The organism is Sanguibacter sp. 25GB23B1 (assembly GCF_040012415.1).
Classification (GTDB): Bacteria; Actinomycetota; Actinomycetes; order Actinomycetales; family Cellulomonadaceae; genus Sanguibacter.
Genome location: NZ_JBDYKL010000009.1, coordinates 94,269 through 120,899, shown reverse-complemented (window position 1 = coordinate 120,899; position 26,631 = coordinate 94,269). Strand labels below are relative to the sequence as shown.

At 69.5% G+C, this 26,631-nt stretch carries 26 protein-coding genes and 1 tRNA gene; 15 read left to right on the top strand and 12 right to left on the bottom strand.

Annotated elements, in window-relative coordinates; genetic code table 11:
• Positions 1–125: 125 nt before the first annotated feature.
• Positions 126–1,736 (bottom strand): beta-1,3-glucanase family protein, encoded by a 1,611-nt coding sequence (locus ABKW26_RS07835; protein WP_348592430.1) that lies wholly within the window; start codon positions 1,734–1,736, stop codon positions 126–128.
• A gap of 242 nt (positions 1,737–1,978) precedes the next feature.
• Between ABKW26_RS07835 and ABKW26_RS07830 the strand changes: the two genes are divergently transcribed.
• Both ABKW26_RS07830 and ABKW26_RS07825 read left to right on the top strand, forming a co-directional pair.
• Positions 1,979–3,841: a carbohydrate-binding domain-containing protein gene (locus ABKW26_RS07830; RefSeq protein WP_348592428.1), complete on the top strand. Its 1,863-nt coding sequence runs from the start codon at positions 1,979–1,981 to the stop codon at positions 3,839–3,841.
• A gap of 133 nt (positions 3,842–3,974) precedes the next feature.
• Positions 3,975–4,241 (top strand): GlsB/YeaQ/YmgE family stress response membrane protein, encoded by a 267-nt coding sequence (locus ABKW26_RS07825; RefSeq protein WP_348592426.1) that lies wholly within the window; start codon positions 3,975–3,977, stop codon positions 4,239–4,241.
• 118 nt (positions 4,242–4,359) lie between these two features.
• On the opposite strand, the gene ABKW26_RS07820 is transcribed toward ABKW26_RS07825, so the two are convergent.
• A complete protein-coding gene (locus ABKW26_RS07820) occupies positions 4,360–4,596 on the bottom strand; it encodes a hypothetical protein (RefSeq protein ID WP_348592424.1) in 237 nt (78 codons plus the stop codon).
• Positions 4,597–4,648: 52 nt separating this feature from the next.
• Between ABKW26_RS07820 and ABKW26_RS07815 the strand changes: the two genes are divergently transcribed.
• The 4 genes from ABKW26_RS07815 (at position 4,649) to ABKW26_RS07800 (ending at position 9,316) form a co-directional block, all read left to right on the top strand.
• Positions 4,649–5,719, top strand: a complete 1,071-nt coding sequence (locus ABKW26_RS07815; protein WP_348592422.1) for a beta-eliminating lyase-related protein — start codon at positions 4,649–4,651, stop codon at positions 5,717–5,719.
• Between the two features lie 94 nt (positions 5,720–5,813).
• Positions 5,814–7,748: a UvrD-helicase domain-containing protein gene (locus ABKW26_RS07810; RefSeq protein WP_348592420.1), complete on the top strand. Its 1,935-nt coding sequence runs from the start codon at positions 5,814–5,816 to the stop codon at positions 7,746–7,748.
• A 78-nt stretch (positions 7,749–7,826) separates the two neighbouring features.
• Positions 7,827–8,417: a DUF6318 family protein gene (locus ABKW26_RS07805; RefSeq protein ID WP_348592418.1), complete on the top strand. Its 591-nt coding sequence runs from the start codon at positions 7,827–7,829 to the stop codon at positions 8,415–8,417.
• 356 nt (positions 8,418–8,773) lie between these two features.
• Positions 8,774–9,316, top strand: a complete 543-nt coding sequence (locus ABKW26_RS07800) for a PKD domain-containing protein (RefSeq protein WP_348592416.1) — start codon at positions 8,774–8,776, stop codon at positions 9,314–9,316.
• A gap of 37 nt (positions 9,317–9,353) precedes the next feature.
• On the opposite strand, the gene ABKW26_RS07795 is transcribed toward ABKW26_RS07800, so the two are convergent.
• A complete protein-coding gene (locus ABKW26_RS07795; protein ID WP_348592414.1) occupies positions 9,354–10,274 on the bottom strand; it encodes an AEC family transporter in 921 nt (306 codons plus the stop codon).
• 79 nt (positions 10,275–10,353) lie between these two features.
• Here ABKW26_RS07795 and ABKW26_RS07790 point away from each other — a divergent pair, with 79 nt between their 5' ends.
• Positions 10,354–11,220, top strand: a complete 867-nt coding sequence (locus tag ABKW26_RS07790) for an MYG1 family protein (RefSeq protein WP_348592412.1) — start codon at positions 10,354–10,356, stop codon at positions 11,218–11,220.
• A gap of 74 nt (positions 11,221–11,294) precedes the next feature.
• On the opposite strand, the gene ABKW26_RS07785 is transcribed toward ABKW26_RS07790, so the two are convergent.
• The 5 genes from ABKW26_RS07785 to ABKW26_RS07765 form a co-directional block, all read right to left on the bottom strand.
• Positions 11,295–12,485: a TerC family protein gene (locus ABKW26_RS07785; protein WP_348592410.1), complete on the bottom strand. Its 1,191-nt coding sequence runs from the start codon at positions 12,483–12,485 to the stop codon at positions 11,295–11,297.
• Between the two features lie 136 nt (positions 12,486–12,621).
• Entirely contained in the window at positions 12,622–13,374 is a 753-nt protein-coding gene (locus ABKW26_RS07780; RefSeq protein ID WP_348592408.1) for a uracil-DNA glycosylase, read from the bottom strand.
• Positions 13,367–16,378, bottom strand: coding sequence for an AAA family ATPase (locus ABKW26_RS07775; protein ID WP_348592407.1), 3,012 nt, complete (start codon positions 16,376–16,378; stop codon positions 13,367–13,369). Before ABKW26_RS07775 ends, ABKW26_RS07780 begins: the two co-directional genes overlap by 8 nt.
• Positions 16,375–16,620, bottom strand: coding sequence for a hypothetical protein (locus tag ABKW26_RS07770; protein ID WP_348592405.1), 246 nt, complete (start codon positions 16,618–16,620; stop codon positions 16,375–16,377). The genes ABKW26_RS07775 and ABKW26_RS07770 overlap by 4 nt, the downstream gene beginning before the upstream one ends.
• Positions 16,621–16,790: 170 nt before the next feature.
• Positions 16,791–17,837 (bottom strand): adenosine deaminase, encoded by a 1,047-nt coding sequence (locus ABKW26_RS07765; RefSeq protein WP_348592403.1) that lies wholly within the window; start codon positions 17,835–17,837, stop codon positions 16,791–16,793.
• A gap of 70 nt (positions 17,838–17,907) precedes the next feature.
• On the opposite strand from ABKW26_RS07765, the gene ABKW26_RS07760 reads away from it, so the two are divergent.
• Positions 17,908–18,447, top strand: a complete 540-nt coding sequence (locus ABKW26_RS07760; protein WP_348592401.1) for a flavodoxin domain-containing protein — start codon at positions 17,908–17,910, stop codon at positions 18,445–18,447.
• A 62-nt stretch (positions 18,448–18,509) separates the two neighbouring features.
• Here ABKW26_RS07760 and ABKW26_RS07755 read toward each other — a convergent pair whose 3' ends face one another.
• Genes ABKW26_RS07755 through ABKW26_RS07740 form a run of 4 tightly spaced genes read right to left on the bottom strand, consistent with a single transcriptional unit; the run spans position 18,510 to position 22,218 of the window.
• Positions 18,510–19,193 carry a response regulator transcription factor gene (locus tag ABKW26_RS07755; RefSeq protein ID WP_348592399.1) on the bottom strand — a complete coding sequence of 228 codons (684 nt, stop codon included), beginning with the start codon at positions 19,191–19,193 and terminating at the stop codon, positions 18,510–18,512.
• Entirely contained in the window at positions 19,186–20,418 is a 1,233-nt protein-coding gene (locus ABKW26_RS07750) for a sensor histidine kinase (protein ID WP_348592397.1), read from the bottom strand. Before ABKW26_RS07750 ends, ABKW26_RS07755 begins: the two co-directional genes overlap by 8 nt.
• Entirely contained in the window at positions 20,408–21,280 is an 873-nt protein-coding gene (locus ABKW26_RS07745) for an ABC transporter permease (RefSeq protein ID WP_348592395.1), read from the bottom strand. The genes ABKW26_RS07750 and ABKW26_RS07745 overlap by 11 nt, the downstream gene beginning before the upstream one ends.
• On the bottom strand, positions 21,277–22,218 hold the full coding sequence (locus ABKW26_RS07740) for an ABC transporter ATP-binding protein (RefSeq protein WP_348592393.1): 942 nt from the start codon (positions 22,216–22,218) through the stop codon (positions 21,277–21,279). Before ABKW26_RS07740 ends, ABKW26_RS07745 begins: the two co-directional genes overlap by 4 nt.
• 223 nt (positions 22,219–22,441) lie before the next feature.
• On the opposite strand from ABKW26_RS07740, the gene ABKW26_RS07735 reads away from it, so the two are divergent.
• The 7 genes from ABKW26_RS07735 (at position 22,442) to ABKW26_RS07705 (ending at position 26,573) form a co-directional block, all read left to right on the top strand.
• Positions 22,442–22,514 (top strand) — tRNA-Trp (locus tag ABKW26_RS07735).
• Positions 22,515–22,617: 103 nt separating this feature from the next.
• Complete coding sequence (gene secE / locus ABKW26_RS07730; RefSeq protein WP_348592391.1) at positions 22,618–22,899, top strand: preprotein translocase subunit SecE; 282 nt, start codon at positions 22,618–22,620, stop codon at positions 22,897–22,899.
• Between the two features lie 150 nt (positions 22,900–23,049).
• Complete coding sequence (gene nusG / locus ABKW26_RS07725; RefSeq protein ID WP_348592389.1) at positions 23,050–23,871, top strand: transcription termination/antitermination protein NusG; 822 nt, start codon at positions 23,050–23,052, stop codon at positions 23,869–23,871.
• A 66-nt stretch (positions 23,872–23,937) separates the two neighbouring features.
• Positions 23,938–24,369, top strand: coding sequence for a 50S ribosomal protein L11 (gene rplK / locus ABKW26_RS07720; protein ID WP_348592387.1), 432 nt, complete (start codon positions 23,938–23,940; stop codon positions 24,367–24,369).
• Positions 24,370–24,472: 103 nt separating this feature from the next.
• A complete protein-coding gene (gene rplA, locus ABKW26_RS07715) occupies positions 24,473–25,189 on the top strand; it encodes a 50S ribosomal protein L1 (protein ID WP_348592385.1) in 717 nt (238 codons plus the stop codon).
• Between the two features lie 263 nt (positions 25,190–25,452).
• Complete coding sequence (locus ABKW26_RS07710) at positions 25,453–26,082, top strand: sigma-70 family RNA polymerase sigma factor (RefSeq protein ID WP_348592384.1); 630 nt, start codon at positions 25,453–25,455, stop codon at positions 26,080–26,082.
• Positions 26,079–26,573, top strand: a complete 495-nt coding sequence (locus tag ABKW26_RS07705; RefSeq protein ID WP_348592382.1) for a carboxypeptidase regulatory-like domain-containing protein — start codon at positions 26,079–26,081, stop codon at positions 26,571–26,573. Before ABKW26_RS07710 ends, ABKW26_RS07705 begins: the two co-directional genes overlap by 4 nt.
• Positions 26,574–26,631 lie beyond the last annotated feature (58 nt).

The window sequence follows — 26,631 nt, the reverse complement described above, 5'->3', positions numbered from 1 at the left end:
CCCCCCCCCCCCCCCCCCCCCCCCCCCCCCCCCCCCCCCGACGCTCGATCCACGGACGAGGACCCTGTCGCGCTCTGGACCTCGCCAGACAGGTCACCGCAGCGGAGCGTCGCGGCTAGGTACAGCTAGGCCCGGCTCCACTTCTGGTTCGCCGTGCCGGTGCACTCCCAGAGCTGGAGCTCGGCGCCGTTGCTCGGGTTCCACCCCGTGATGTCCACGCACTTGTCCGCCTGCGGGTTCACGAGGTCGCCCGCAGCGCTCAGGACGAACTTCTGTGCGGCACTTCCGTTGCACGTATAGAGCTGGATCGCGGTTCCGTTGTCTTTCGACCCTCCGGCTACGTCCAAGCACTTGCCGTTCTGGCTGCGAACGGTTCCGTCGGTGAACTCGAACTTCTGGTTGGTGCCGCCCGCGCAGTCCCAGACGATCATGCGCTGGCGATCCACGAAGTTCCAGTTCGGAACATCGATGCACTTGCCGTGCCAGGTGCTCACGATAGAGCCACCCGCCGCGGGCGGCGGCGTGGTTCCTGACGTCGCCCCGAACGGGGAGAGCACGATAGCGGCCGCGCGGGGATCACCGCTCGAGACCAGTGACTCCTGAGCCTGCACGTCGTCGAAAGCGAACCCGTACGCCTTCCCGTCGACCATGTTCTGGTGGACCAGGCGCGAATAGTGGTTCGTGATCTCGCCCTGGTAGAAGTCGGCTGCCCCACCGCTCGGCTGAGTGTCGAGCCGCCCGAGCGTCGTACGGTGCATGGCCGCGCAGAGGGTGCGAGCGATCGGTCCGACAACCAGGTCGTTCGGTGCTGACAGGGCCCCGTCGCAGCCCCAGACGTCCGATGTGCTCGGCTTCTGGAAGGACGCCACCTGTCGGCCGGCTCCATCGGTGAAGGTCATCGTGCTGCCCACCGTCCGGCCGAAGTAGCGCGTGTCGGGCTGGTGGGCGAAGGGCACGACGGTCAGAGTCTTCGTCGCGTACGCGTTCCAGGCCTCGTTGATGTACGGGTCCAGGTAGTTCTTGTCGAACATGCCGGTCTCAGCCGCCTTGCCCGGTGCGAGGACGCGAAGCACCGTGCCGTCCGCCCGGGTATAGATCGTGTCGGCCCATCCTGGCTGGTTCCGGATGCCGTCGATCACATTGTTTCGACCGTTGTTGATGACCTGACCCGTCGACCTGGTGGCGCCGGACGCGTCCGTCACCGAGACCTTGTGCGGAACTGCGAACATGTCGACCTGAGAGCTGTTCAGGTAGAGACCACCGTCGGCGTAGGTGAACTCGCTCCAGTCGAAGAGGATGTCGCGGTTGGGATCGCCCGGCGACCAGGGAGCCGGTTGCACCAGGCCGTCAGGGGTCAGCCGGAAGTCCAGCTTCTGCCCGAACGCCATGTACATGCGTCCGGAGAAGCCCTTCGGTACGTTCACCACCGCGGTGGAGCCTGAGCCGCCCATACGGATGGAGGCGTCGGGTGCTGGCGTGGCCGGGTTCGAGCCGGCAGGCCAGGCGGTGAAGGTGCCATCCTGAGTCACGTACCCCAGGCGTCCGGACGCGAGGTCCACGCCGACGGTGTAGAGGTAGACCGCTTCTGGGCGGCCGCTGTCGTTCGTGACGGTGAACGGCAGCAGAGAGGGCCCGGCCGCGACGGCCGGTGCCGGTGCGACCACCGATCCGACGGCCAGCGGTGCGGCCAGCGCCAGCATCGCCAGACCCGCCAAGACTTTTGATCGAACCGTCATCAGAATCTCCTTGCTCGTGGAAGCGTGTCTCTCCTTCACGGTAGGTGCACGGCGGGATGTCCCGGATCAGGGGATTCCACATGGTTTTCTGATCTCTCGTCCGACATACGTGGTCCTACGTACACGAGGGCAGCGGGACGTCGCCGGAGGCGCCTCACAGCCGTCTCACAACGACCGTCCACGCCCCGCACAACCTGGCCCCGTAGACCTGGTGCCATACCCGATGACACCAGGAGCCACACATGCGACGTTCACTTCTCAACCCCTTCATCCCTGCCGCGCTGGCGCTCGCGCTGCTCGCCGGCTGCTCGGACTCGACGACCTCCGCGGAGACCGCGGTGACCACGTCCGACGACGAGGCGGTCGCCGTCACCGTCGCGTCGGTCGACGAGGCGCTCGCGGACAACGCCGTCGACCACGACGAGCCGGCGGACCACGAGTGGGACACGGCCGACGAGGTCGCGATCACGCTCGACGGGTCCAGCGCCTCGGCCGACGGTGACGGTGTGACCGTCGACGGCAGCACGGCGACGATCACCGCTGCGGGCACCTACCGTGTGAGCGGGACGCTCGACGACGGCCAGCTCGTCGTGGACACCGCCGACGACGGGATCGTCCGCGTCGTCCTCGACGACGCGGACCTCACGAGCTCCACCACGTCGCCGTTCGTCGTGACGGACGCGGAAGAGGTCGTCGTCGTCCTCGCCGACGGGACCGAGAACCACCTCGCCGACGCCGAGGAGTACGTCTACCCGGACGCCGCGACGGACGAGCCGAGCGCGGCGCTCTTCAGCACAGCCGACCTCACGATCGTCGGCACAGGCACGCTCGACGTCGAGGGCAACGCCTACGACGGCATCACCAGCAAGGACGGGCTCGTCATCAGCTCCGGCACGATCACCGTGACCGCTGTGGACGACGGTATCCGCGGCAAGGACTACCTCGTCGTCGACGACGGGACCATCACCGTCACGGCGGGCGGCGACGCCCTGAAGTCCGACAACGACGAGGACGCGACGATGGGCTATGTCTCCGTCGCCGCCGGGACGCTCGACCTGACGGCGGGCGGGGACGGGATCGATGCCGCGACCGACGTCGTCCTCCTCGGCGGCGCGGTGGACGTCACCGCCGGCGGGGGAAGCGGAGAGACCGTCGTCGAGGACGTCTCGACCAAGGGCATCAAGGGCGGTGTCTCCGTCGTGGTCACAGACGGTCAGGTCACGGTGGACTCCTCCGACGACGCCCTCCACACGAACGGCTACGCGTCCATCACCGGCGGTGAGCTCGTCCTCGCGAGCGGGGACGACGGCGTGCACGCCGACGCCGCCCTGACGGTCGCAGGCGGGACGCTCACCGTGACCAACTCCTACGAAGGCCTCGAGGCCGCTCAGATCACCATCAGCAACGGCGTCGTGACGATCACCTCGAGCGACGACGGCATCAACGTCGCGGGTGGCGCAGACTCTTCCGGCACGGCCGGACCAGGCGGGGCGCCTGCCGGCGACATGCCTGCCGGAGAGATGCCCGCCGACGGGGCCGCCGCGAGCGGTGGCCGAGGAGGGGGCGCCCCCGGTGGTGCAGCGGCGGGCAGCGACACCTTCACCGCCGACGCGGAGTACTTCCTCACCATCACCGGTGGGACGGTCGTCATCGACGCGGAAGGTGACGGTCTCGACTCGAACGGCTCCATCGAGATCTCCGGCGGCACAACGGTCGTCAACGGTCCGACAGGCAGCGGCAACGGCGCGATCGACGCCGAGTCCGGCATGCTCGTCACAGGTGGCACGGTCCTCGCGGCAGGGAGCGCCGGGATGGCGCAGTCGCCCGCGTCGAGCTCCACACAGGCGACGGTCGCCATGACCTTCGACTCCGGGTACGCGGCAGGGACCGTCATCCAGGTGACGTCCAGCGACGGGACCCTCGTCGCGGCGTTCGAGGCGACCAAGACGTTCCAGTCCGTCGTGTTCACGGCACCGGGGATCGTCAGCGGCGAGACGTACGGAGTCTCTGTGGGCGGCACCGTCGGAGACGACGCCGTCGGCGGCTTCTCGACGAGCGGGGACACGACCGGGTCCACATCGTTGGGGACCGTGACCGCCGCATAGCGCCGGACATCGCGACCGAAACGTGACGTAGACGACGCTCCTCGACATGCGGACCAGCGCAAACCCTGCCACGATCTGGGGGTTGACATCCGACACGTCGTGAATTAGCGACGCTCATCAAGGAGGTGCCCGCATGGGTGAAATCATTGGTCTCGTCATCTTCGGCGCCGTCATCGGTGCCCTCGCTCGTCTGTTCATGAAGGGCGACCAGAACATCGGCGTCCTGTGGACGATCATCCTCGGCGCGCTCGGCGCGCTCGCAGGCTCGTTCCTCGCCGGCCTCATCGGCGTCGAGGACACCTCAGGGATCGACTGGATCCGCTGGGTCATCTCGATCGTCATGGCGATCGCCTTCATCTCGATCTACATGGGCATGCGCGGCAAGAGCTCGCGCCGCTGACGCAGACGCCCTTCTCCGTCGGTCCCGCTCGCGCGGCCCGACCGATGCTTCGGACGGCCCGTCGCACCTCACGGTGCGGCGGGCCGTCCGTCGTCCACGACCCCGTGCCGCTGGCCCGTCAGAACGTCTCGCCGACCTCGACCTCGTAGGTGTACCCGTCGAGGATCTCGGCGGCGTGCTGGGTCGCGGCGGAGAGCGCCACCCCGCCGTCCGGTGCTTCGCCGGGCACGAGGAACACGATCGCGGCTCCGCTCTGCTCCGGCGGGTCCACCGCACCGAGCGCGTCGCACATGCCGGCGATCTCGTCGTCGTCCATCTCGTCGCGGACCGTGATGAGGGCGAGGTAGGAGGCCATGACGGTCATCCAAGCGCACGGGACTGACACTGGTCAGGAATAGGGTGAGCGAGTGAACAACCGCACCTTCGCCTCAGACAACTACGCCGGCGTCCACCCCGAGATCCTCGACGCACTGACCCAGGCGAACGCCGGCCATGCCCGCGCGTACGGCGCCGACGCCTGGACCGCGAGGCTCCACGAGGTGGTGCGAGGCCACTTCGGCGAGGAGGCCGTGGCGTATCCCGTGTTCAACGGCACGGGGGCGAACGTCGTCGCGCTCATGTCGATGCTGCCCCGGTGGGGCGCGGTCGTCACGAGCCGCCACGCGCACATCAACAACGACGAGAACGCCGCGCCGGAGCGCGTGGGGGGCATCAAGCTGCTCACCGTCGACGCTCCGGAGGGCAAGCTCACCCCTGCGCGGATCGACGAGGAGGCGTGGGGCTGGGGAGACCAGCACCGCGCGCAGCCGCTCGCCGTGTCCCTCACGCAGTCGACCGAGCTCGGCACCGTCTACACCCCGGACGAGCTCCTCGCCCTGACCGAGCACGCCCACTCTCTCGGCATGCGCGTCCACATGGACGGTGCACGTCTCGCGAACGCGGCGGCGCGTCTCGGGGTCGGTCTGCGCGACCTGACGACCGACGTCGGCATCGATGTACTGTCCTTCGGCGGCACGAAGAACGGCCTCATGTTCGGCGAGGCGGTCGTCGTCCTCGACCCGGCAGCCGTCGACGGCGTCGACTACGTGCGCAAGATGACCATGCAGCTCGCGTCGAAGATGCGCTTCGCGTCGGCGCAGCTCGTCGCGCTGCTCGACGGCGATCTCTGGTTGCGTTCCGCGACCCACGCGAACACCATGGCGGCGCGCCTGCGGGCGGGGCTCGAGGCCCTCGTCGCCGACGGCCGGGCACCCGGGCTGGCCTTCACGCAAGACACCCACGTCAACGCGGTCTTCGCGACCCTCCCGACCGACGCCGCCAACCGCCTCCGTCAGCAGTTCGCCTTCTACGACTGGGACGCGGCGAGCGGCGAGGTGCGCTGGATGTGCTCGTTCGACACCACGGAGGAGGACGTCGACGCCTTCGTCGAGGCCGTCGCCGACGAGCTGGCACGGGTCGCCGACGCTGCGGTGCACTGAGCTCCACCGCTGCGGTCCTCGGTTCCGGGTGACCGGGCCACCTCAAGGTCCCGAGCACTCCTGTCGATGAGACGGCAGAGAGCAAGGGGAACGGATGACAGCGGGAACGTCAGCGGGCGCCACGGCGCACCGCTCTTCCGGTCGCGCACCCGCAGGCGCGCTCGGTGCGCGTCTCGCGGAGCTGCGCCGGTTGACGACAGTCGGCTACGTGGTCCTCGAAGGGCGCAGCGGGCCGGGTCGGCACGCCGCCGCGGTCGACCTCGTCCTCGTCGGCCCCGGTGGAGTCTTCCTTCTCGACGCCTGGGACGTCACGTCTCCGGCGGTCACCGACGGCCGGCTCCTCAGCGACCAGGACGACATCACCGAGGAGATCTACGCGCTCGCGGACCTCGGGCAGGTGCTCGAAGCCGATCTCGTCCAGATCGGTGTGTCGCCGAACGAGGTGCACCCCGTCGTGGTCGTCGATGCGGACGTGGCGCTGGACGAGGTGGTCGACAGCGTGCGGATCATCGACGGCAAGTCTGTGGCGTGCGCCATCCTCGCGCACGGGCAGCGGTGGTCCCCGGACCTCGTCGAGCAGGTGGTCGGCCGGTGCGAGGTGCTCTTCCCCGTGCGGGGAAGTGCCTCCCCGGGGGTCGGCCGGCCCGCGACGTCAGGTCTCGCGACGGACGGCACCCTGGACGTCGCGCTCGTCGAGTCGATGCTCGCGAGCCCCGCCGAGGAGTGGATGGTCCGGCTGCACCCGACCCATGCTCCGCTCGTCCGTCGGACCTTCGACGGCCCGGCGCGGATCCATGGCGCGGCGGGGACGGGCAAGTCGACGATCGGACTCCATCGCGCCGCGTACCTCGCGCGTCTCAACCCCACGGGGCGGGTGCTCGTCACCTCTCTCGGGGACGTCCTGCCGTCCGTCCTGGAGTGCCGGTTCGCCCGGCTCGCGCCGGAGGCGGTGCGACGAGTCGACTTCTGGACGGTCGACGACCTCGCCGCACGGATCCTCCGTGCCCGAGATGCTGCGGTGCGCGTCGATGCCGCACGGGCGATCACGGCGTTCAGCCTCGCGTGGAACCGTGTCGGTCGTCAGGGAGCGCTCGGGGAGTCGGGCCTTCCTGCGACGCACTGGCAGGAGGAGGTGGGCGTCGTCGTGCGCGGCCGCGGGCTCACCGATCTCGACACGTATCTCGCGCTCGACCGGGTCGGTCGGTCGCTCCCGATCACGGAGGCGGAGCGACGCGCCGTCTGGGAGCTCCATCGCGCGTACGCGGACGAGCTCGACGCGGCAGGTGTCACTGACTGGGCCGGTCTCGTGCTCCAGGCTGAGGATGCGTTGCGGGAGCGGCCCTACGGGACCGTGCCGGGAGAGCTCCGGATCGGTTCCGTCATCGTCGACGAGGCGCAGGACCTCTCGTGCTCGCAGGCGCGCCTGCTGCGTGCGGTGGCCGGTGACGGGCCGGACGCGCTGCTGCTGCTCGACGACGGTCGGCAGTCGATCTACCCGGGCGGGTACTCGTTCGACGAGGCGGGCATCGTGCTCGGGGACCGGAGCGTCGCGCTCCGCACGAACTTCCGCAGGGACGGGGCCTCTGCCGATGCCCCGGACGTAGAGCCGGTCCGCTGGCGAGGCGCAGCGTCCGAGCTCCCGGACGCGCTCGTGGCTCGCGTGCAGGACGTCGTGGCAAGCCTGGGGACGAACTACGGCGACGTCGGCGTGCTCGCCCTGACCACGTCCGGAGTGCGCACCGCGGCGGCTGCACTCGTCGCGGCGGGGCTCCCGGTCCGGCGGCTCGCCGACCCGGACGGCGGGCCCGGGGTGCAGGCGGACGCGGTGGCGGTGGGCACGGTCCGGTGGGCGCGGGGCCTCGAGTTCAAGCACGTGCTCCTCTGCGGGTTCCCTGCGGAGAGCGCACAACCCGACGACCGAGGTTCCGGTGCGGCTGCCGAAGCCGGGGACCGTGCGCGACGAGAGCTCCTCGTCGGATCGACCCGTGCGCGGGACGGCCTGTGGATCGCGACGACCGTCGCGTCATGACGGTCCTCATGCCTCTGGTTGTCCACAGCGTGGGTGACCGGGTGGGAATCGGGCGAGCGAGACAATAAGGTTCAGCGCATGACTCTTCCGCGCGTGTTCCGTGGTGCCCTCGTCGGAGCCGTCGTGGCGTGTGTTGTGCTGTCGGGTTGCACGAGAGATGACCCTGCCCCAGAGCCGACGTCCGCGGCCGTGACGGACGAACCGACCGCAGATGCGACGACCGAGCCGGCCGAGATCGTCCCGCCGGAGAAGCCGACACTCATGGCGTCCAACGACGCGATCGGTGCCCGCGCGGCGGCGGAGTACTTCCTGTCCTTGTACGGGTACGTCTTCCAGACCGGTGACCTCACCGAATGGGACGCGATGTGCGATCCGGAGAGTGAGTTCTGCAATGGGGTTCGTGACGCCGTCACCGAGCACGTCGCTAGTGGGAATGTGCAAACAGGGGGAGAGGCAACGATCTCAGTAGGACAGGTCTTGGAGCCGTCTGGAGCGCTCGAGGAATACGAAGTCTCCGGGCTGATGGTGCAAGAGGCCTACGAGATCGTGGACGAGGGCGGCCAGCTCGTGAGTTCCGACGAAGGTGAAGGTGAGATTCCGACATCCATATTCCTCAAGATGGATAGCGCTGGGGAATGGCATATTCGAGCCGTGGCGATGGGGTCATGAAGGTGGCTGGAGGGCCCCTGGTGGTGTCGGTGCTCTCTGTCTCGTGTATTTTCGGTCAGTTCTCTCAACCAGCCGTTGCAGCAACAGAGCGGCTCGAGGGTCCCAGTCTCGTCTTCGCTAGCGATCCACCTCCACCTCCACCTCCGCACCGTATCCGAGGCTTCGCTGGTGATGAGGGTTTCGGAGTAACGGCTGACGGTCTCCGTCTTGTGGACTCCCCGTCGGTCGCATCGCCACCAAACGTCCGAATTACGGAGTCGTCCCTGTGTGCTGCGGGGGCGGTTTTCGCCGCGGGTTGTGCTGGTGGTGGTGTGCTGGATGCTGCAGAGCAGTGCGTGGTTCCTGAGGATTCGACGTTGGCGGCGACGGACGTCCAGGTGTTGTTGCCGAATGGTGAGTGGTCGGCTCCGGAGATCAACAGTTTGATGTACTGCAACGACCCGGGTGTTCCGGTGGTGTTCACTGCGGCGGACTTCCGGGCGTTGGCCTTGGTGCCGTCGGCGATCGTCGTCGGCCCGCCGGGTGGGTGGTTGCCGGTGAACATGGTCAATGTCGTGTATACGGACGCGGCGCCCCAGGTGATCGACACGGCTCTGCTGGGGCAGGCGGTGCGGGTGCGGGCGACGCCGGTCGAGTTCACGTGGGAGTGGGACGACGGGGCGAGCCCGTTGACGACGTCTGACCCGGGTGCGCCGCACCCGAACTACACGGTGTCGCACACCTATACGAAGGTCGGCACGTACACGGTGTCGATGGTGACGCAGTGGTCGGGGGAGTACTCCCTCGACGCTGGTGCGACGTATACGCCGATCGACGGGACCGCGACCACCACGAGCACAGCACCACCGGTGACCGTCACTGAGCTCCGCTCACGCCTCGTCGAAGACCCCGTCGGCTGACGACCTCCGAGCAACGACCCAGCAGCACGACCGCTAGCTAGTGCAGCACCGCGGCGACGACCATGAGGACCGGCAGCGAACCCACGGTCGTGATGAGGATCGTGTCGCGCGCGAGGATCACGCCGCGCTCGTACCGCTGGGCATAGTTGAAGACGTTCTGAGCCGTCGGCAGCGCGGCTAGCGCAACGACCACGAAGAGCTCCTGCCCGGTCAGTCCGAACCCGACGTGACCCACGAGCGCCGCGACCGCAGGCATGACAGCCAGCTTCAGCCCAGAAGCCAGGAGCACATCGCGCCGACCCGATCCGGGCTGCAGGATCTTCTGACCGTTGAGCGACAGCCCATAGCTGATGAGCATCAACGGCACCGCCGCACCGCCGATGATCCTGAAAGGCTCCATCACGGCGTCCGGCAGCTCGACATCCGTCAGGGTGAGCGCGAGGCCGAGAGCAGAACCGATGAGGATCGGGTTCCGCAACGGCTGCGACAGGACCTGCCCGAGCGACGCCCGGCCACCCGTCTTCGCGTCGAGGACAGCGAGCGCGACCGGCGCGAACAGCAACAGCTGGAGCAGGATGACCGGCGCCGAGTACGCCGGGTCCCCGAGGACGTACACCGCGACCGGCAGCCCGATGTTGTTCGCGTTCACGTACCCCGACGCCAACGACCCGATGACCGCCTCGGGCAGCGACCGGCGCCACAGCGCCACCGCGACGACGCCGAACAGCACGAACGAGACGAGCGCGGCGATCAACGACACCGCGAGGAGGGGCGAGAACAGCTGGCCCACCGTGGCGTCCGCGAGGACCGTGAAGAGCAGGCACGGAGACAGGACGAAGAAGACCAGTCGCGCGATGATCGGTTGGGCGTGCGGCCCGAGCAGGTCGACCCGCCCGATCACATACCCGACCCCGATGATCGCGGCGATGATCGTGAAACCGATGAGGACGCCTGTCACCTCCACATCGTGCCTCATCGGCACGACGAGACGCCGAGGGCGACGCCGTGGCGAGACGATCGCCACGTAAGGTTCTGGGGTGATCATCGCAACCCACAACGGCAAGTTCCACGCGGACGACGTCTTCGGCGTCGCCCTCCTCAAGCAGCTCTACCCGGACGCGGAGGTCGTGCGCACCCGCGACCCGGAGGTTCTCGCGTCAGCCGACCTCGTCCTTGACGTCGGCGCGGTGTACGACCCCGCGACGTTGCGGTTCGACCACCACCAGCTGAGCTCGGGAGCCCGGGAGAACGGCATCCTGTACTCCGCGTTCGGGCTCCTGTGGCAGCACTTCGGCAAGGAGTTCTGCGACGGCGACGAGGCCGTCTGGCAGCGCATCGACTCGCGCCTCGTGGTCGGTATCGACGCGGTCGACAACGGGCAGGACCTCTACGCCCTCAACGACTTCAAGGTCGCCCCCCTCGACGTCTCCGAGCTGCTCGGACTGTTCAACCCTCTCGGTGGTGACGAGGAGTTCGACGTCCAGTTCTTCGTCGCCGTCGAGCTGGCGACGCGAGTGCTGCACCGCCTCAAGGCCAAGTACGTGACGTCCCTCGCCGCTGAGCGCGACTTCGTCGAGGCGTTCAAGGCGAGCCCCGACAAGCGTTACGTCGTCCTCGACCGCTTCATCCCGCACGGTGGGATCGCCACGAAGCAGTCCTCGCTCCTCTTCACCGTCTTCCCGGGCGCGACGGGCAACTGGACCCTCCAGACCGTCCGGCCCGAGAACTCCCAGTTCGGGTCGCGCAAGGTGCTGCCCGAGGCGTGGCGCGGACTCAACGGCGAGGCGCTCACCGCCGTCACGGGCGTCGCGGGCTCGGTGTTCTGTCACAAGGCCGGCTTCATCGCGGCCGCCGAGACCCGCGAGGGTGCTCTCGCGCTCCTCGAGCTCGCGCTCAAGGCCTGACGCCCCTGTCCCGGCTGACGAGAGCGGGGCGTGCACGTCGCGTGCACACCCCGCTCTCGTCAGTCACCGGACGACTACCGGGCGAGGAACGACGAGTGCGCCTCGTGGGCGCGTGCGATGAGCGGCGCGAGATCCGCCTCGCCGTCGATCATCTCCCGGAACTTCGGGTCGGCCTTGGCGAGCACCTGCTCGTTCTGGAGCACGCGGGCGTAGAGGCGCTCACGCTCGGTGGCGTCGTGCGTGTACTCGAGGTCCACGTAGTGGCCGGCGTCGTGACGCACGCTGGAGATCGCGGTCTGGATCTTTCCGCGCGGGCTGATGAGCGAGAACACTACGGTGACGACGAGGACGCCGAGGATCACGCTGAGCGACAGGCCCGTGCTGATCTCGACGACCGGGACGTGCTCGCCGCCGTTGATGAAGGGGAGGTTGTTCTCGTGGAGGGCGTGGAGCACGAGCTTGACACCGATGAACCCGAGGATCGTCGCAAGGCCGTACGAGAGGTAGATGAGACGGTCGAGCAGACCGTCGATGAGGAAGTACAGCTGGCGCAGACCCATGAGCGAGAACGCCGTCGCGGTGAACACGATGTAGACGTTCTGGGTGAGCCCGAAGATCGCCGGGATGGAGTCGAGCGCGAAGAGGATGTCGGTGCCGCCGATCGCGACCATGACGAGCAGCATCGGGGTGAGCGCCCGCTTGCCGTCGACCATCGTGAACATCTTGTCGCCGTCGTAGTGCTCCGACGTGTGGAAGACCTTCTTCGCGATCCGGATGATGAAGTTGTCGGCGGAGTGCTCTTCTTCGCTCTCGGGCTTGAGCAGCTTTCCTGCGGTGACGAGCAGGATGAGGCCGAAGATGTAGAACACGGCCGAGAAGCGGTTGATGAGCGCTGCGCCGGCGAAGATGAAACCGGTCCGTGCGATGAGCGCGAAGACGATGCCGAAGAGCAGCACCTTCTGCTGGTCCTCGCGGGGCACCTTGAAGCTCGCCATGATGATGAGGAAGACGAAGAGGTTGTCGACGGACAGGGCCTTCTCCGTGATGTATCCCGCGAAGTACTCCGAGCCCATCGTGGGCCCGCCGAAGACGAGGACCCCCAGGCCGAACACGACCGCGAGCCCGACGTAGATGCTCGACCAGATGGCGGCTTCCTTGAGCGACGGCGTGTGGGCCTTGCGGACGTGGAAGAAGAAGTCGAAGGCGAGGAGCCCGAGGATCGCGAGGATCGTCGCTCCCCATACAGCTCCGGATACTTCGGTCACGTGCGGCCTCCAGCGTGGTCGTCTGATGACAGCCTGGTGGCTGCCATGCCGTCTCAACGTCCCTGTGGCGCTGAGGGTTCCCTGCCCTGGTGTGACGTAGACCCCGCAGGAACCTGCGCCTCGACCCGTCGTGCGCTCAGGTCGGTGTGGCCAGGTCACGCGCCTGCCGGAGCACGTCGTCGAGCATCTGTGGCGTGAGCCGACCGGTGAACGTGTTCTGCTGGCTCACGTGGAAGCACCCGAGGACGTCGAGCACACGACCGCTCGGGTGCTCCAGCCGGATCTGGGCGGCATGGGCGAAGCGTGGGCGCGGTCGGGGGACGGTCCATCCCTGGTCTGCGAGCGTGGAGAGCAGCGCCTGCCATCCGAAGCCGCCGAGCACCACGGCGACGCGGACCGTCGGGGCGAGCAGCTCGAGCTCGCGCCCGAGGTAGGGGGAGCAGCGCCGTCGCTCGTCGGGGGTCGGCTTGTTGTCGGGTGGTGCGCAGTGCACGGGCGCCGTGACGCGGACGTCGTGCAGCGTGAGCCCGTCCGTCCGATGCACCGACGTGGGCTGGGACGCGAGGCCCGTGCGGTGCATCGCCGCGAAGAGGAAGTCGCCGCTGCGGTCCCCGGTGAACATGCGCCCGGTGCGGTTCCCACCGTGGGCGGCAGGTGCGAGGCCGACGACGAGGATGCGAGCCTGCTCGTCGCCGAAGCTCGGGACAGGGCGGGCCCAGTACTCCTCGTCGCGGAACGACGCCCGTCGGAGCTCGCCGACCTCCTCACGCCACGCGACGAGGCGCGGGCAGGCGAAGCACTCGGAGACGAGGGCGTCGACCTCGCGCAGCGTGCCGGCGGTCGAGGCGAGCAGCGGCCAGGTCGAGGCCGTGACGCCCAGGTCAGGCATCCACCCGCTCCGGCTGTGCCGCCCCGGTCCCTCGTGCGAGGTAGACCGCCTCGGTCCGGGACGACGCGCCGAGCTTGCGGAGGATCGCCGAGACGTGGACCGACGCGGTCTTGGCCGTGATGAAGAGCCGGTCACCGATCTGCCGGTTGGTGAGCCCTTGGCCGAGGAGGCCGAGGACCTGGCGCTCGCGCTGGGTGAGCGCGGTGATGTCGGCGGTCGACCGCCGTCCGGGCACGACCGTGCCTGCCGCGGTGCGGTCCGGTGCGCCTGGTCCGGTGAGGGTGAGTCCCGCGGCAGCCGCCACCTCCTCGATGCGGCGCGTCACGAGACCTGCGCCGAGGGCGGTCGAGAGAGCGAGTGCGGAGCGCAGGACATCGAGCGCCTGCTCGGCGTCCGGCGAGGCGAGCATCGCCTCGGCGAGGCGCTGGCGTGAGTAGGCGCGCAGGTGCGCGTGACCGGCGGGCTCGTCGAGCATCCGTACCGCCTCGCGCCAGGCGGACACGTCCTGGCCCGTGCCGTGGGGCCCGCTGACCTCGGCCTCGAAGAGAGCCGACCACAGTCCGTGGCTCGGCCAGGTGGACATCCGTGCGAGCCGCGCACGCAGAGCGCGCTCGTGCCCGTCGGGGTCACGGGTGGCCTCGACGGGAACGAGCGCCGAGGGCCCGGACGCCCGGATGCCGGCGAGGATGCGTGCGGCGAGCGTCAAGAGCGGGAGGTCGTAGCCGGGCGCGGTGGCGCGGTCCTCCACAGCGAGCATGTTGACGTGAGACCACGCGGAGCTGAGGTCGTCGAGGGCGAGGAACATCTCTCCGGCGACGCGTGCGACCCCGAGCCTCGTCTGGACCTCGACCTCGGACAGGGTCGACATCACCCCGCGGAACGTGCGGTACATCTCGTGCGTGCCGTCGACGTCCCCGCGCCACAGAGCGAGCCACAGCTTCGCTCGACGCAGGTAGAGGCTGAACGCCCGAGGCGCCTCGAGGGCGAGCGTCCGGTCGATGAGGGCTTCGGCTCGGTCCCACTGCCCGAGGGCGAGCAGCGGGTCGACGGCGTTGGAGCTGAGGATCACGCCGGAGGTGCGCTCCACCCCGAGGTCGCGGGCGTGTGCCAGCCCCTCCTCGGCGACGCGCAGCGCCTCCTCGTGACGCCCGGTGAGGTAGAGGACGTCGGAGGAGTTGACGCGGTACCGCAGGAGGGCGTTCGGGTCGTCGCCGGCCAGGACCCGGGCGTGCTCGAGGTCGGCGAACCCTTCGGGGACCTGCCCGTCGGAGATGCGCGAGACGCCGCGCAGGTTGACGGCGATGGACATGTGCCGGGTCGCGCCGGCCGCACGGGAGGCGTCCAGCGCGCGGGTGGCGACCTCGATCGCCCGCTCGAGCTGCCCTTCGATCATGAGCCGCCCCGCGAGCGAGGCGAGGATCTTCGCGTGCAGGCTCCCGTCCCGGGGTGAGCAGCCGGGGTCCTGGTCGGTGGCGTCGTCAGGCTCCCGGGCGTCCGGGACGAGCGCGAGCGCTTCTTCGAGGAGAGGGACCGACCCGGGCCGTCCCACGTTGGCGAGGTAGTGGGCCTTCTCGCGCAGCAGGGCGGCGTACTGGGCCGGCGGTTCGCGGGGACAGTCGGCGATCGCCAGGTCGATCATCGCGACCGAGCGCTCGCCGTCCCCCGCGTTGCGCAGGACGGACGCGGTCGCCGCGAGGAGCTCGTGGCGCGTGCGACCCGCGACGTGCTCCGGGTCTGGGACCTGGTCCCACAGGTCCAGCGCCTGCTCACCCATGTGGACGGCGGTGGCGAACGCGAAGGACGCTCGCGCTGCGTCCATCGCGACGAGCGTCGCGGGGAAGGCGCGCGGGGCGTTGTGCGCCGAGAGCCAGTGGTAGGCGATCTCGCTCGCGCGGTCCTGCGGGCCGACTCCGTTCTCCAGCGCCTCGGCGAAGAGGGTGTGGAACCGGGCGCGCTCTCCCGGGAGGAGGTCGGTGCCGATGGCCTCCGCGACGAGCGCGTGCCGGAACGTGTAGGACTCGTCGTCCACGACGAGCACGTTGGCGGTGACCGCCTCGCGGGCCGCGGTGTCGAGCGCCGCAGGGCCTCCCGTGAAGACCGCGGTGAGCAGCTCGTGGGAGACACGGACACCGCCGACCGCCACGAGCCGCAGGAACGCCTGGGTCGGTTCGCTCAGTCGCTCGTAGCGGGCGAGGAGCAGCTCGCGGAGGGTCGTCGGCAGGTACAGACCGTCGCCCTCGATCTCCAGGCCGAGCAGCTCCTCGACGAAGAACGGGACGCCCTCGCTGCGCTCGTAGACGTGCTCCACCACCCGGGCGCTCGCGGGAGAGCCGAGGATGGCGCAGGCCTGCTGCTGCACCTCGTCGAGCGTCAGCCGGCGGACCTCGTGACGGACGAGGCGCCGGTCGCGCTCGAGCCCGGTGAGGAAGCCGCGCAGGGGGTGGCCGCGGGGCACGTCGTCGCTCCGGAAGCTCAGCAGCACCATGAGGTGGCCCGTCGTGAGGGCGCGCAGGAGGAACCGCAGGACGGTGAGGGTGGAGTCGTCGGCCCACTGGAGGTCCTCGACGACGACGAGCAGAGGGGTGCCCGCAGCGATGTTCTCCAGGAGAGTGGAGATCGCCTCGTGGACGTGGTTCAGGTCCCGGTCGGCACCTGGATCCTCGACCCCGATCTCGGGGAGCAGCACACCGAGCGCCGAGCGACCGGGTCCCGCGGCGCGTCGGACGGTGTCGGTTCCGACGGCGGCGACGAGACCTCGGAGGATGCCGGCGAGCGGCGCGTACGGGGCACCGACGGGGCCGAGGTCCACGCACTGTCCTGTGAGGACGAGCACTCCCGCGCTGTCGGCGAACTCGCGGATCAGTCGCGTCTTGCCGATGCCGGCCTCTCCGCTGACGACGACGGCACGTGGCGACCCCGCCAGGGTCTCGTCGAGCAGCGAGCGCAGGGCCGCGAGGTTGGCCTCACGGCCGATCAGGGCGGGGCTGGTCGCTGATGCGGTCACCGTGCCATCGTGCCACGGGGCACCGACTCGGGACGGTGCGCCCGGAGGGCTCGAGCCCACGCCCGGACGGACGCGCCGAGGCGCAGCGACCGGTGGGCCGCACGGTCGCCGGGGGCAGCGCGCCCGGTCGGCGTGAACGCGTCCGGTGCGAGCCTCTCCGTGGCCACGCGGCGCTGCTCCGCGGCGCGGCCGATCTCGTCCTCACGCTGCCGGGCGATGACCTGGGAGGTGTACTCGAACATGTGCATGGCGTGCCTCGCGTCTCTGGAGAACCTCGGTGCTGCACCGTTCCCGGTGCTGTCATCCATCGTGGTTCCCCAGGGTGGTCCCGGTCATCGGGACAATGCCTCATCTTCGGCTCTGACCTGCGCCTTAGGTCCGGCGGATCCGTCTTAGGCCGCACCCGGAGGTCTTAGGTGCCCGGGGGTGGCGCGGCCAACCATCCGTCGACGCCGGCCAGCAGCCGGGTCTTCGTCGTGACGGACGCCCGGCTGGCTCGGATCGACGAGCGCGCGAGCTCGGCGAGAGCCGCGTCGTCGAAGCCGTGCACGGTGCGTGCGCTCTCGTACTGTGCGACGAGCCGCGAGCCGAAGAGCAGAGGGTCGTCGGCGCCGAGCGCGACCACCGCGCCCGCGCTCACGAGCGCACGCAGCGGGACGAGCGAGTCGTGGGCGTAGACGCCGAGCGACACGTTGGACGCAGGGTTGACCTCGAGGGCGACACCTGCGGCGACGATCCGGTCGAGGAGCGCCGGGTCCTCGGTCGCGCGGACACCGTGACCGAGGCGGTCCGGAGCGAGGTGGCCGAGGACCTCGCCGAGGTGCGCGGGACCGAGCAGCTCGCCCCCGTGCGGGACCGATGCGAGCCCTGCACGGCGGGCGATGGAGAACGCCCCGGCGAAGTCTGCGGTCTCGCCGCGGCGCTCGTCGTTGCTCAGCCCGAACCCGATCACCTCACCGGCGCCCTCGCCGGCGTGCTGCGCGGCGAGCCGCGCGAGAGTGCGCGCCTCGAGCGGGTGCCGCATCCGTGACCCCGCGACGACGACCGCCACCTCGGTGCCGAACGCCGCGGACCCCACGCGTGCCGCGTCGAGCACGATCTCCAGCGCGGGCGTGATCCCGCCGACGAGCGGAGCGTACGACGTCGGGTCGATCTGGATCTCGAGCCGCCCCGACCCCTCGGCCGCGTCGTCCTCGGCCGCCTCGAGAACGATGCGTCGCATGTCGGACTCGGACCGCACGCACGCACGCGCCGCGTCGTAGAGGCGCTGGAACCGGAACCAGCCCCGCGCGCTCGCGGGGACGCGCAGGGGGTCGGCGTCGAGGAGAGCCGGGGGCAGCCGTACGCCGGCGCTCTTCGCGAGGTCCTCGAGGGTCGACTGCCGCATGGAGCCGGTGAAGTGCAGGTGCAGGTGCGCCTTGGGCAGGGTCCGCAGGTCACGGTGCATCTCGTCGCGCATCTGCAGAGTCTGCCAGGATCCGGGACCTCCGGCCCACGAGTCCCTCGAGCCGCGGGGCCAGGATGAAGAGGTGAGCAGGACGGGCTGGACGGACGAGGGGATCGACATGCGAGTTCTGGTCAGTGCAGCCTCGAAGCACGGGTCGACGCGGGAGATCGCGGGGGTGATCGCCAAGACGCTCGACCGTGCCGGTTTCGACTGCGACCACATCGAGCCGGCCGACATCGCGGACGCGGGGCACTACGACGCGGTCGTCGTCGGCTCGGCGATCTACATGGGGCAGTGGTTGGGCGAGGCTCGCGACCTGCTCGAGCGCATCGAGTCCCAGGTGTCGACGAAGCCGCTGTGGTTGTTCTCCTCGGGGCTCTCGGAGTCCCCGCGGACCCGCGGGAGCGCGCCCCCCGTCGGCGGTTCGCGCATCGAGCGGCTCCAGCCGTGCGAGCACCAGCACTTCTCGGGCAAGCTCGACGTCCTCCAGCTCAGCCTGGCCGAGCGCGCTGCGATCCTCGCAGCCCGCGGTACGTACGGCGACGCACGGGACATGGACGCGGTCGCCGAGTGGGCGGCGAGCATCGGACGGACCCTCGCGGCGTCCGTGCACCCCGTCTGACGGACACCTCGTCCGACAGACGGCCGAGGTGCCCTCCCTCCCTGCCTGACGCTTCCGGCTGCTCAGGGGGTCGGGAGGATGCCGCGCTCGATCGCCCGTGTCACGGCGTGCGTCCGGTCGGCGACACCGAGCTTCGCGAACGCTCGGAGCAGGTGCGTCTTGACCGTGGCCTCCGAGATGAACAGCTCGCGCCCGATCGCCGGGTTGCTCAGGCCCCGCGCCACGGCGCCGAGGACCTCGAGCTCGCGCGGGGTGAGGCGTTCGGTGTCGTCCCGCATCTGTGTGACGAGACGCGTGGCCACGGACGGCGTGAGGACGGTCTGACCGCGGGCCGCGGCCCGGACGCCGGCGACGAGCTCGGCCCGTGGTGTGTCCTTGAGCAGGTACCCGGTCGCGCCGGCCTCGACCGCGCGGAGGATCTCGGAGTCCGTCTCGTACGTGGTGAGCACCACGACGCGCGGAGCGCCGGGCAGCGCGACGATGGCCCGTGTCGCAGCCACGCCGTCGAGCACGGGCATCCTCAGGTCCGTGAGGACCACGTCCGGTGCGAGCTCTCGCGTGAGGTCGATGGCCTGCTGGCCGTCCTCGGCCTCGCCCACCACCTCGATGTCCGGCTCGACACCGAGCATCCCGGCGATCCCGGCACGGACGACAGGGTGGTCGTCGACGACGAGGACGCGCACGACGCTCGGTCGCGGGACGTCCGCATCGGCGGAGGATCCAGCAGCGTGCGGAGCGTCAGTCATCGCTGACTCCCGGGACCACGACCGTGACGCACGTCCCGCTGTCGTCCGAGGTGACCTCCACGGTCCCACCGTAGGCGACCACGCGCTCCCGCATGCCGCGGAGCCCGAAGCCCTCGCGGGTGCCCGGCGCGATCCCGGTCCCGTCGTCCCGGACACCGAGCGTCGTCGTGGCGGCACCAGCCCGCAGCGTGAGGTGCACGGCCTGCGCACGTGCGTGCCGGCGCACGTTCGACAACGACTCCTGGGCCGCACGCAGGAGCACGACGTCCGCCCCCGTGGGCAGAGACTCGACACGATCGACCTCGGCGTGGACCTCGGTCTCCGTGTCCGTGGCGAAGGCCGCAGCCAGCCGTTCGAGAGCCTGGGAGAGGGTCGAGTCGTGGAGCGATGGCGGCGCGAACGCGGCGACGAGGGAGCGCGCTTCGGCGAGGTTCTCCCGGGCCGTGCGCTCGATGAGGCTCAACCGCGTCGCCAGAGCGTCGGTGGCTCCCCGGTCGAGGTCCGCGGCAGCCGTCTGCGCGAGCATGACCACGCTCGTGAAGCCCTGGGCGAGCGTGTCGTGGATCTCCCGGGCGACGCGCTCCCGTTCCGCGGTGACCCCGGCGGCGTGCTGGGTGCGACCCAGCTCCTCCTGCGCGGCCTGGAGCTGGTCCAGGAGCTGGGACCGCCGCTCGCCCTGCTGGATGATCGTCCGGAGCCACACGCCCATGAGGATGGCGAACGCGAAGCCCAGGAGCATCTGGAAGGCGATGACCGCCGTGCTCTCCCCTGAGTCCCGGAGCCGGAAGAGGAGCGAGAGCGTGACCAGCGTCGTCAGCACGGCGCACAGCCAGGCGCCGACCCGGGTGGTCGGCGCGAGGAGCCAGATCTGCGAGTAGGCGACGAAGAGCAGCACCGTGCCCATGGGGTTGAGCCCGGTGACGAGCGCCGTCACCGTGAAGAGGACCGCGAGGTAGGCGTACCCGAGACCGTGCGCCTCCTCGTCCACCGCGCGTCTCCCCACGGACCAGTACACGAGCACGAGGGCGCCGAGCGCACCGAGCGCGACGAGGAGGTCGAGGTCGCCGCGCCGGAGCGCACCGGGGTCCGCGGCCACGAGCGAGCCGGCGGCGATGGCCACGAGGACGTAGAACGCCAGGTGCCAGTACGACAGCACCCGCGTCCACGTGTGGGCGTCCCGCGCGACCTGACCGCCGACGGTCACGACGTCGGCGTCAGCCGTCATCGCGGCGCCTCCAGCGGAACGTCCGCACGCCGACCACGAGCCCCAGGACCAGCCACGCCATGAGGACGAGCGCGGTCGTCCCGTGCTGCCAGGAGCCCGAGGCCTCCCACTCCTGCCCCTCAGGAGGCAGGAACACCGAGCGCATCCCCTGCGCCATCCACTTGAGCGGGAACACCTCGGCGACCCGCTGCATCCACGTCGGGAGGTCGGTGAAGACGAAGAACACGCCCGAGATGAACTGGAGCACGAGCACGACCGGGGTGACGACCGCGCTCGCGGACTTCCCGGTGCGGGGCAGGACCGAGAAGGCGACACCGCAAACCGCGCCGGTCGCGGTGCCGAGGAGGAACACCCACGCGAAGGTCGTCCAGGCGGACGCGGTGGTCGGGAGGTCGATGTCGAACGCGAGAGCGCCGATCCCGAGCAGCAGCGCCACCTGGACGACGGAGACGAGCAGGACCTGCCCGATCTTCCCGAGGAAGAAGCTCACGGCGGGCATCGGTGTGGCGCGCAGTCGTTTGAGCGCTCCTTCGTCGCGCTGGACCGCGATGGAGATCGCGAGGGACTGGAAGCTCGTGAGCATGATGCCGGTAGCCACCATGCCTGGGAGGAAGTACTGCGCGAACGGGATGCCGCCCGGCCCGTCCGCGGCGCCACCCTGCCGGTCCTGGCCGAACACCGTGGCGAAGATCGCCAGCATGATCACGGGGTACGCGAAGATGAAGATCACGGCGTCGCGCTCGCGGAAGAAGGTCATGAGCTCGACGCGGGTCCGTGCGGCACCGAGACGGAGTGCGCTCGGGAGCCGTGTCTCGGTGGTCAGTGCGCTCGAGGCTGCGGAGGGCGAGGTCGTGGTGCTCATCGTGTCGTCTCCAGGTCCGGGACCGGTCCGTCGGTGGTGTGCGGGGCTGCGGTGTCCTGCGGGTGCTCTGCGCCGGAGATGAGGCTGAGGTAGACGTCCTCGAGGCTCGGTTGGACGACGCGGAGGTCCGGCACCTCTCCGTCCGGTCCTGCGGCCTCGCGGGAGAGTCGCGTGACGAGAGCCGTCGGGGTGGCTGTCCGCTCGCTGTGCGCGGTCCCGTCCTGCGTCCAGTGCACCACCGGTCGGCGGGCGTCGGGACCACCGAGCTCGTCGGGCGCGCCGAGGGCGACGACGCGCCCGTCTCGCACCACGGCGGCGCGGTCCGCGAGGTAGGCCGCCTCGTCGAGGTAGTGCGTGGTCAGCAGGATGGTCGTCCCGCCGTCACGGAGACCTTTGACGAGCTCCCAGAAGCTGCGCCGTGCCTGCGGGTCGAAGCCCGTGGTCGGCTCGTCGAGGAAGAGGAGCTCCGGTCTGCCGACGATGCCCAGGGCCACGTCGAGCCGGCGGCGCTGGCCGCCGGACAGTGCGGCTGAGCGGTTCGTCGCCTTCTCGCGGAGACCGACGGCGTCGATCACCTCGTCAGCGTCGCGTGGGTCCGGGTAGAAGGTCGCGAAGTGATGGACGAGCTCGGAGACGGTCAGCTCGCTCTGCTCCCGAGAGTCCTGCATGACGACCCCGAGCCGGCTGCGCCACTGCCGACCCGCGTGCGCAGGATCCTGGCCGAGCACTTGGACCTGTCCGCTGTCGGCGGACCGGAAGCCCTCGAGGATCTCGACCGTCGTCGTCTTTCCGGCACCGTTGGGGCCGAGGATCGCGAAGATCTCGCCGGTCCGCACCTCGAGGTCCAGCCCGTCGACCGCCTGATGGGCCCCGTACCGCTTGCGCAGCCCGGTCACCTCGACCGCGAGCCCGTTGTCGCCTGTTCGTCGTCCTGTCATGTGATCAGCATGGCGCGTGACGCCCCGGCACGGCAGTGGTCGACCGGACGAGATCCCCGTCCACCGGTCGGTGGACAGGAGAGCGTGCCGGGGGTCGCGGGGGAGCCGGTTAGACCGTGGCACTCCCGTCGCGTAGAGTGTCCATTCGGTGGTTGACGTCCGCCATGCTGACGTGTGCCCGCAAGGACATGCGCCGGCTGCACGAGAAGGACGTCCGTCGCAAAGGGTAGTGGCGCAATTGGTAGCGCAGCGGTCTCCAAAACCGCAGGTTGCAGGTTCGAGCCCTGTCTACCCTGCTAGGTGTCGCCCCGGCCGAGAGGCCGGTGGCGGGACAGCTCCGAGGATGGAGCGACAAGCCATGGACGAGCGATCACGAGAGCCACGACGTAGGGACGAACAGTGAGCGATTCCGCATCCGGTGCCGCCAGCGCCGAGGGCGTCGGTGTCAGTGGTGCGAGGAAGAGCGACAAGCATCCTGCGGCGAAGAAGGCCAACATCTTCGCTCGGATCGCGCTCTTCGTGCGCCAGGTCGTCGCCGAGCTGAAGAAGGTCGTCGCTCCGACCCGGCCGGAGTTCCTCAACTACACCGTGGTCGTCATCGTGTTCGTCCTCGTGGCCATGGCCTTCGTGCTCGTCCTCGACTTCCTCATCAACAAGGGCGTCTCCTGGGTGTTCGGCTAGCGCCGGTCCGCCCGAGGGGAGCCCGGACTCCCTGACGGGCGAGGATCGTCCAGCACAGCAGAACGGTGCAACCAGGCAGCACAGCCCGGTGCACGTCCATCAGTTTGGCCCGAGCTCGTCTCGGGTAGTCATCAGAAAGCAGGTTCACCCGTGTCTCAGGAGTCGTTCGAGCCGACGGAGGAGATCGTCGACGCCGTCGTACCCGACGCCGAGAGTGCAGACGCGGACGCTGCGGCGCCCGAGGACGCACCGGTGGACGCTGAAGCCTCTGCCGACGAGGCTGCTGACGCGGTCACCGACGACGGCGACGAGCCGACCGAGGTCGCTGCCGCCGAGGCGCACGAGCCTGAGGCCGCCGAGCCCGAGGACGACGACGAGGACCCGGTCGAGGCGTTCCGCCGCGAGCTGCGGTCCAAGCCGGGCGACTGGTTCGTCATCCACTCGTACGCCGGCTACGAGAACCGCGTGAAGGCCAACCTGGAGAACCGCATCCAGAGCCTCAACATGGAGGACTACATCTTCCAGATCGAGGTTCCGATGGAAGAGGTGACCGAGATCAAGAACGCGCAGAAGAAGGTCGTCCGCCGCGTTCGGATCCCCGGTTACGTCCTCGTCCGCATGGACCTCACCGACGAGTCGTGGGGCGCCGTGCGCCACACGCCGGGTGTGACTGGCTTCGTCGGCCACACCCACCAGCCGGTGCCCCTCACGCAGAACGAGGTCTTCGGCATGCTGTCGCCCTCGATCACCCCGAAGGTCGAGGCGGGCGCGAAGGGTGCGACCGGTCGTCCCGCGATCGAGGTCGACTTCCAGGTCGGCGAGTCGGTCACCGTCACGGACGGGCCGTTCGACACGCTGCCCGCCACGATCTCCGAGATCAGCCCCGAGAGCCAGAAGCTTAAGGTGCTGGTGTCCATCTTCGGCCGGGAGACCCCGGTCGAGCTGTCGTTCAGCCAGGTTGCGAAGATCTGATCCTGAGCGAGACGACGGCGTCATGTGGCGTCGTCAACTACTGAGTCAGAACACGAAGGACCCGATATGCCTCCCAAGAAAAAGGTATCTGGGCTGATCAAGCTCCAGATCAAGGCCGGCGCTGCCACGCCGGCACCCCCGATCGGCCCCGCGCTCGGTCAGCACGGCGTCAACATCATGGAGTTCTGCAAGGCGTACAACGCCGCGACCGAGTCGCAGCGGGGCAACGTCGTGCCGGTGGAGATCACGGTCTACGAAGACCGCACCTTCACCTTCATCACGAAGACGCCGCCGGCAGCAGAGCTCATCAAGCTGGCCGCCGGTGTGGCAAAGGGCTCGCCCACGCCGCACACGGTCAAGGTCGCGACCCTCTCGGGCGCCCAGGTGCGCGAGATCGCACAGACCAAGCTCGAAGACCTCAACGCCAACGACATCGACGCAGCGTCGAAGATCATCGCCGGCACCGCCCGTTCCATGGGCATCAAGGTCGAGGGCTGAGAAGCTCCGCCTCATTTCATTGATCCCTGAGGCTCGACCCCAGGGAAAGTGGCAGGGTCCGCGCGGACCCGTCGACCACGACTGCTCCAAGGAGAACAAGCAGATGGCAACGCGCAGCAAGGCATACCGCTCAGCGGACGAGAAGATCGATCGCGACAACCTCTACACCCCTCTCGAGGCTGTCCGCCTCGCGAAGGAGACCTCGGTCACCAAGTGGGACGCGACCGTCGAGGTCGCCTTCCGCCTCGGGGTCGACCCCCGCAAGGCGGACCAGATGGTCCGTGGCACCGTCAACCTGCCGCACGGTACGGGCAAGACCGCTCGGGTCCTGGTCTTCGCAACCGGCGAGCGTGCAGAGCAGGCTCGCGCAGCGGGTGCCGACATCGTCGGTGGCGACGAGCTCATCGAGAAGGTCGCGGCCGGCTACACGGACTTCGACTCCGCCGTCGCGACCCCTGACCTCATGGGCAAGGTCGGACGCCTCGGAAAGGTCCTCGGACCCCGTGGCCTCATGCCGAACCCGAAGACCGGAACGGTCACGATGGACGTCGCGAAGGCTGTGACCGAGATCAAGGGCGGAAAGATCGAGTTCCGCGTCGACAAGCACTCGAACCTCCACTTCATCATCGGCAAGGTCTCCTTCACCGAGGAGCAGCTCGTGGAGAACTACGCGGCCGCGATCGAAGAGGTCCTCCGTCTCAAGCCGTCCTCCTCCAAGGGCCGCTACATCTCGAAGGCGACGCTCGCGACGACGATGGGCCCCGGCATCCCCGTGGACCAGTCGAAGACGACGAAGCTGCTCGGCGAGGACGAGGCCTGAGAGGCCAGCTCCACCACGCATCACCGAAGGCCGGGTCCCTGGGAGGGGCCCGGCCTTCTGCGCGCCCGAGACCTTCGACGTGAGCCGTGTATCACGGGCGCGCGCGCTCCCTCTTGAGAGGTAACAGCAGACGGCCACGACGGGGTGCGCGATGGTGACGATCAGGAGGACCCGGTACCGACCGGGACTATGGTGCAACTCGTCGTTCAGCCTTACAATCGGCGCACGGTTGGTCTTACCCGCGCCCCAGGGGGTGCAGACAGGTGGGCATCATCGCTGACGAGACGTCCGAGACCGGCTTTGCCCGAGGTGGCCTCGCCGAGCGGGCGTCGCGCGCGCTCACCGCCTATCGCGCCGGCTTCCCGGCGCTCATGAGCGAGGTCGTCCGCGAGACGACTCCCCTGTTGTGGCACACGATCCGCTCCCAAGGTGTCGACCGAGAGGTGGCCGAAGACCTCGTCCAGGGCGTGTGGCTCTCGTTCGTGCGCAACATGGATGCGATCCGAGAGAGCGATGCGGTGCTCCAGTGGCTCTTGGTCGCTGCGCGGCGAGCCGCATGGGAGTCCGTCCGGCAACGCCGCGCCGAGGTGGCTCGTCGGGCAGCGGTGGAGGATCTCGACCGCGCCGCCCCGGCCGTTGCCGATCGAGAGCCGGCACCCGACGTCCAGGTCCTCACCTCCGAGCGGGACCGGACCCTCTGGGAGCGCTACGCGCTCCTGCCCGAGCGGTGTCAGGAGCTGCTCAAGCTCATCTCCCTGGCAGACCGCCCCGACTACAAGCACATCTCTGAAGCGCTCGACATGCCGGTCGGGAGCATCGGCGCGACGCGAGGCCGGTGCCTGGCGAAGCTGCGCACGCTGCTCGCGGGGGACGACGTCTGGGGGGCACCATGAACGAATCGTTCGGCACGCGCCGGTTCGACCCGGACGGGACGCTCGGCCCTGGCGACGAGCGGGTCCTGTCCGCGCTCGGCGCGTGCGTCGCGGCAGTCGACCCCGTGCCCGACGGGCTCGTGGACCGTGTGCTCTTCGCGATGACTCTCGAAAGCCTGCACGTCGAGACCATGGAGGTCCGACGCGTCGGGATGCCGGAGCACGCGCTGCGCAGCGACGAGCCGGTCGAGGCGCAGACGATCACGTTCACCTCGGCCGATCTCAGCGTGATGATCTCGCTCAGCCCGTCCGACGGGGAGGTCCGCGTCGACGGGTGGATCTCGGAGCCCGGGGTGCGCGCCGTGGAGCTCCATCGGCTGGGGGCCCAGGATGCGACCGAGACGGACGGTGAGGGACGTTTCGTCTTCGCCCGTGTCCCGCACGGTCAGGTGAGCCTCATCATCCGCGACGGAGACCGGGCGCCGCTGAGCACACCCGTGATCGAGCTCTGAGGGCGCCGCTCTGCCTGGGGCGGGACGGCGGAAGCAGTGCTCGTGATGCACGACGACC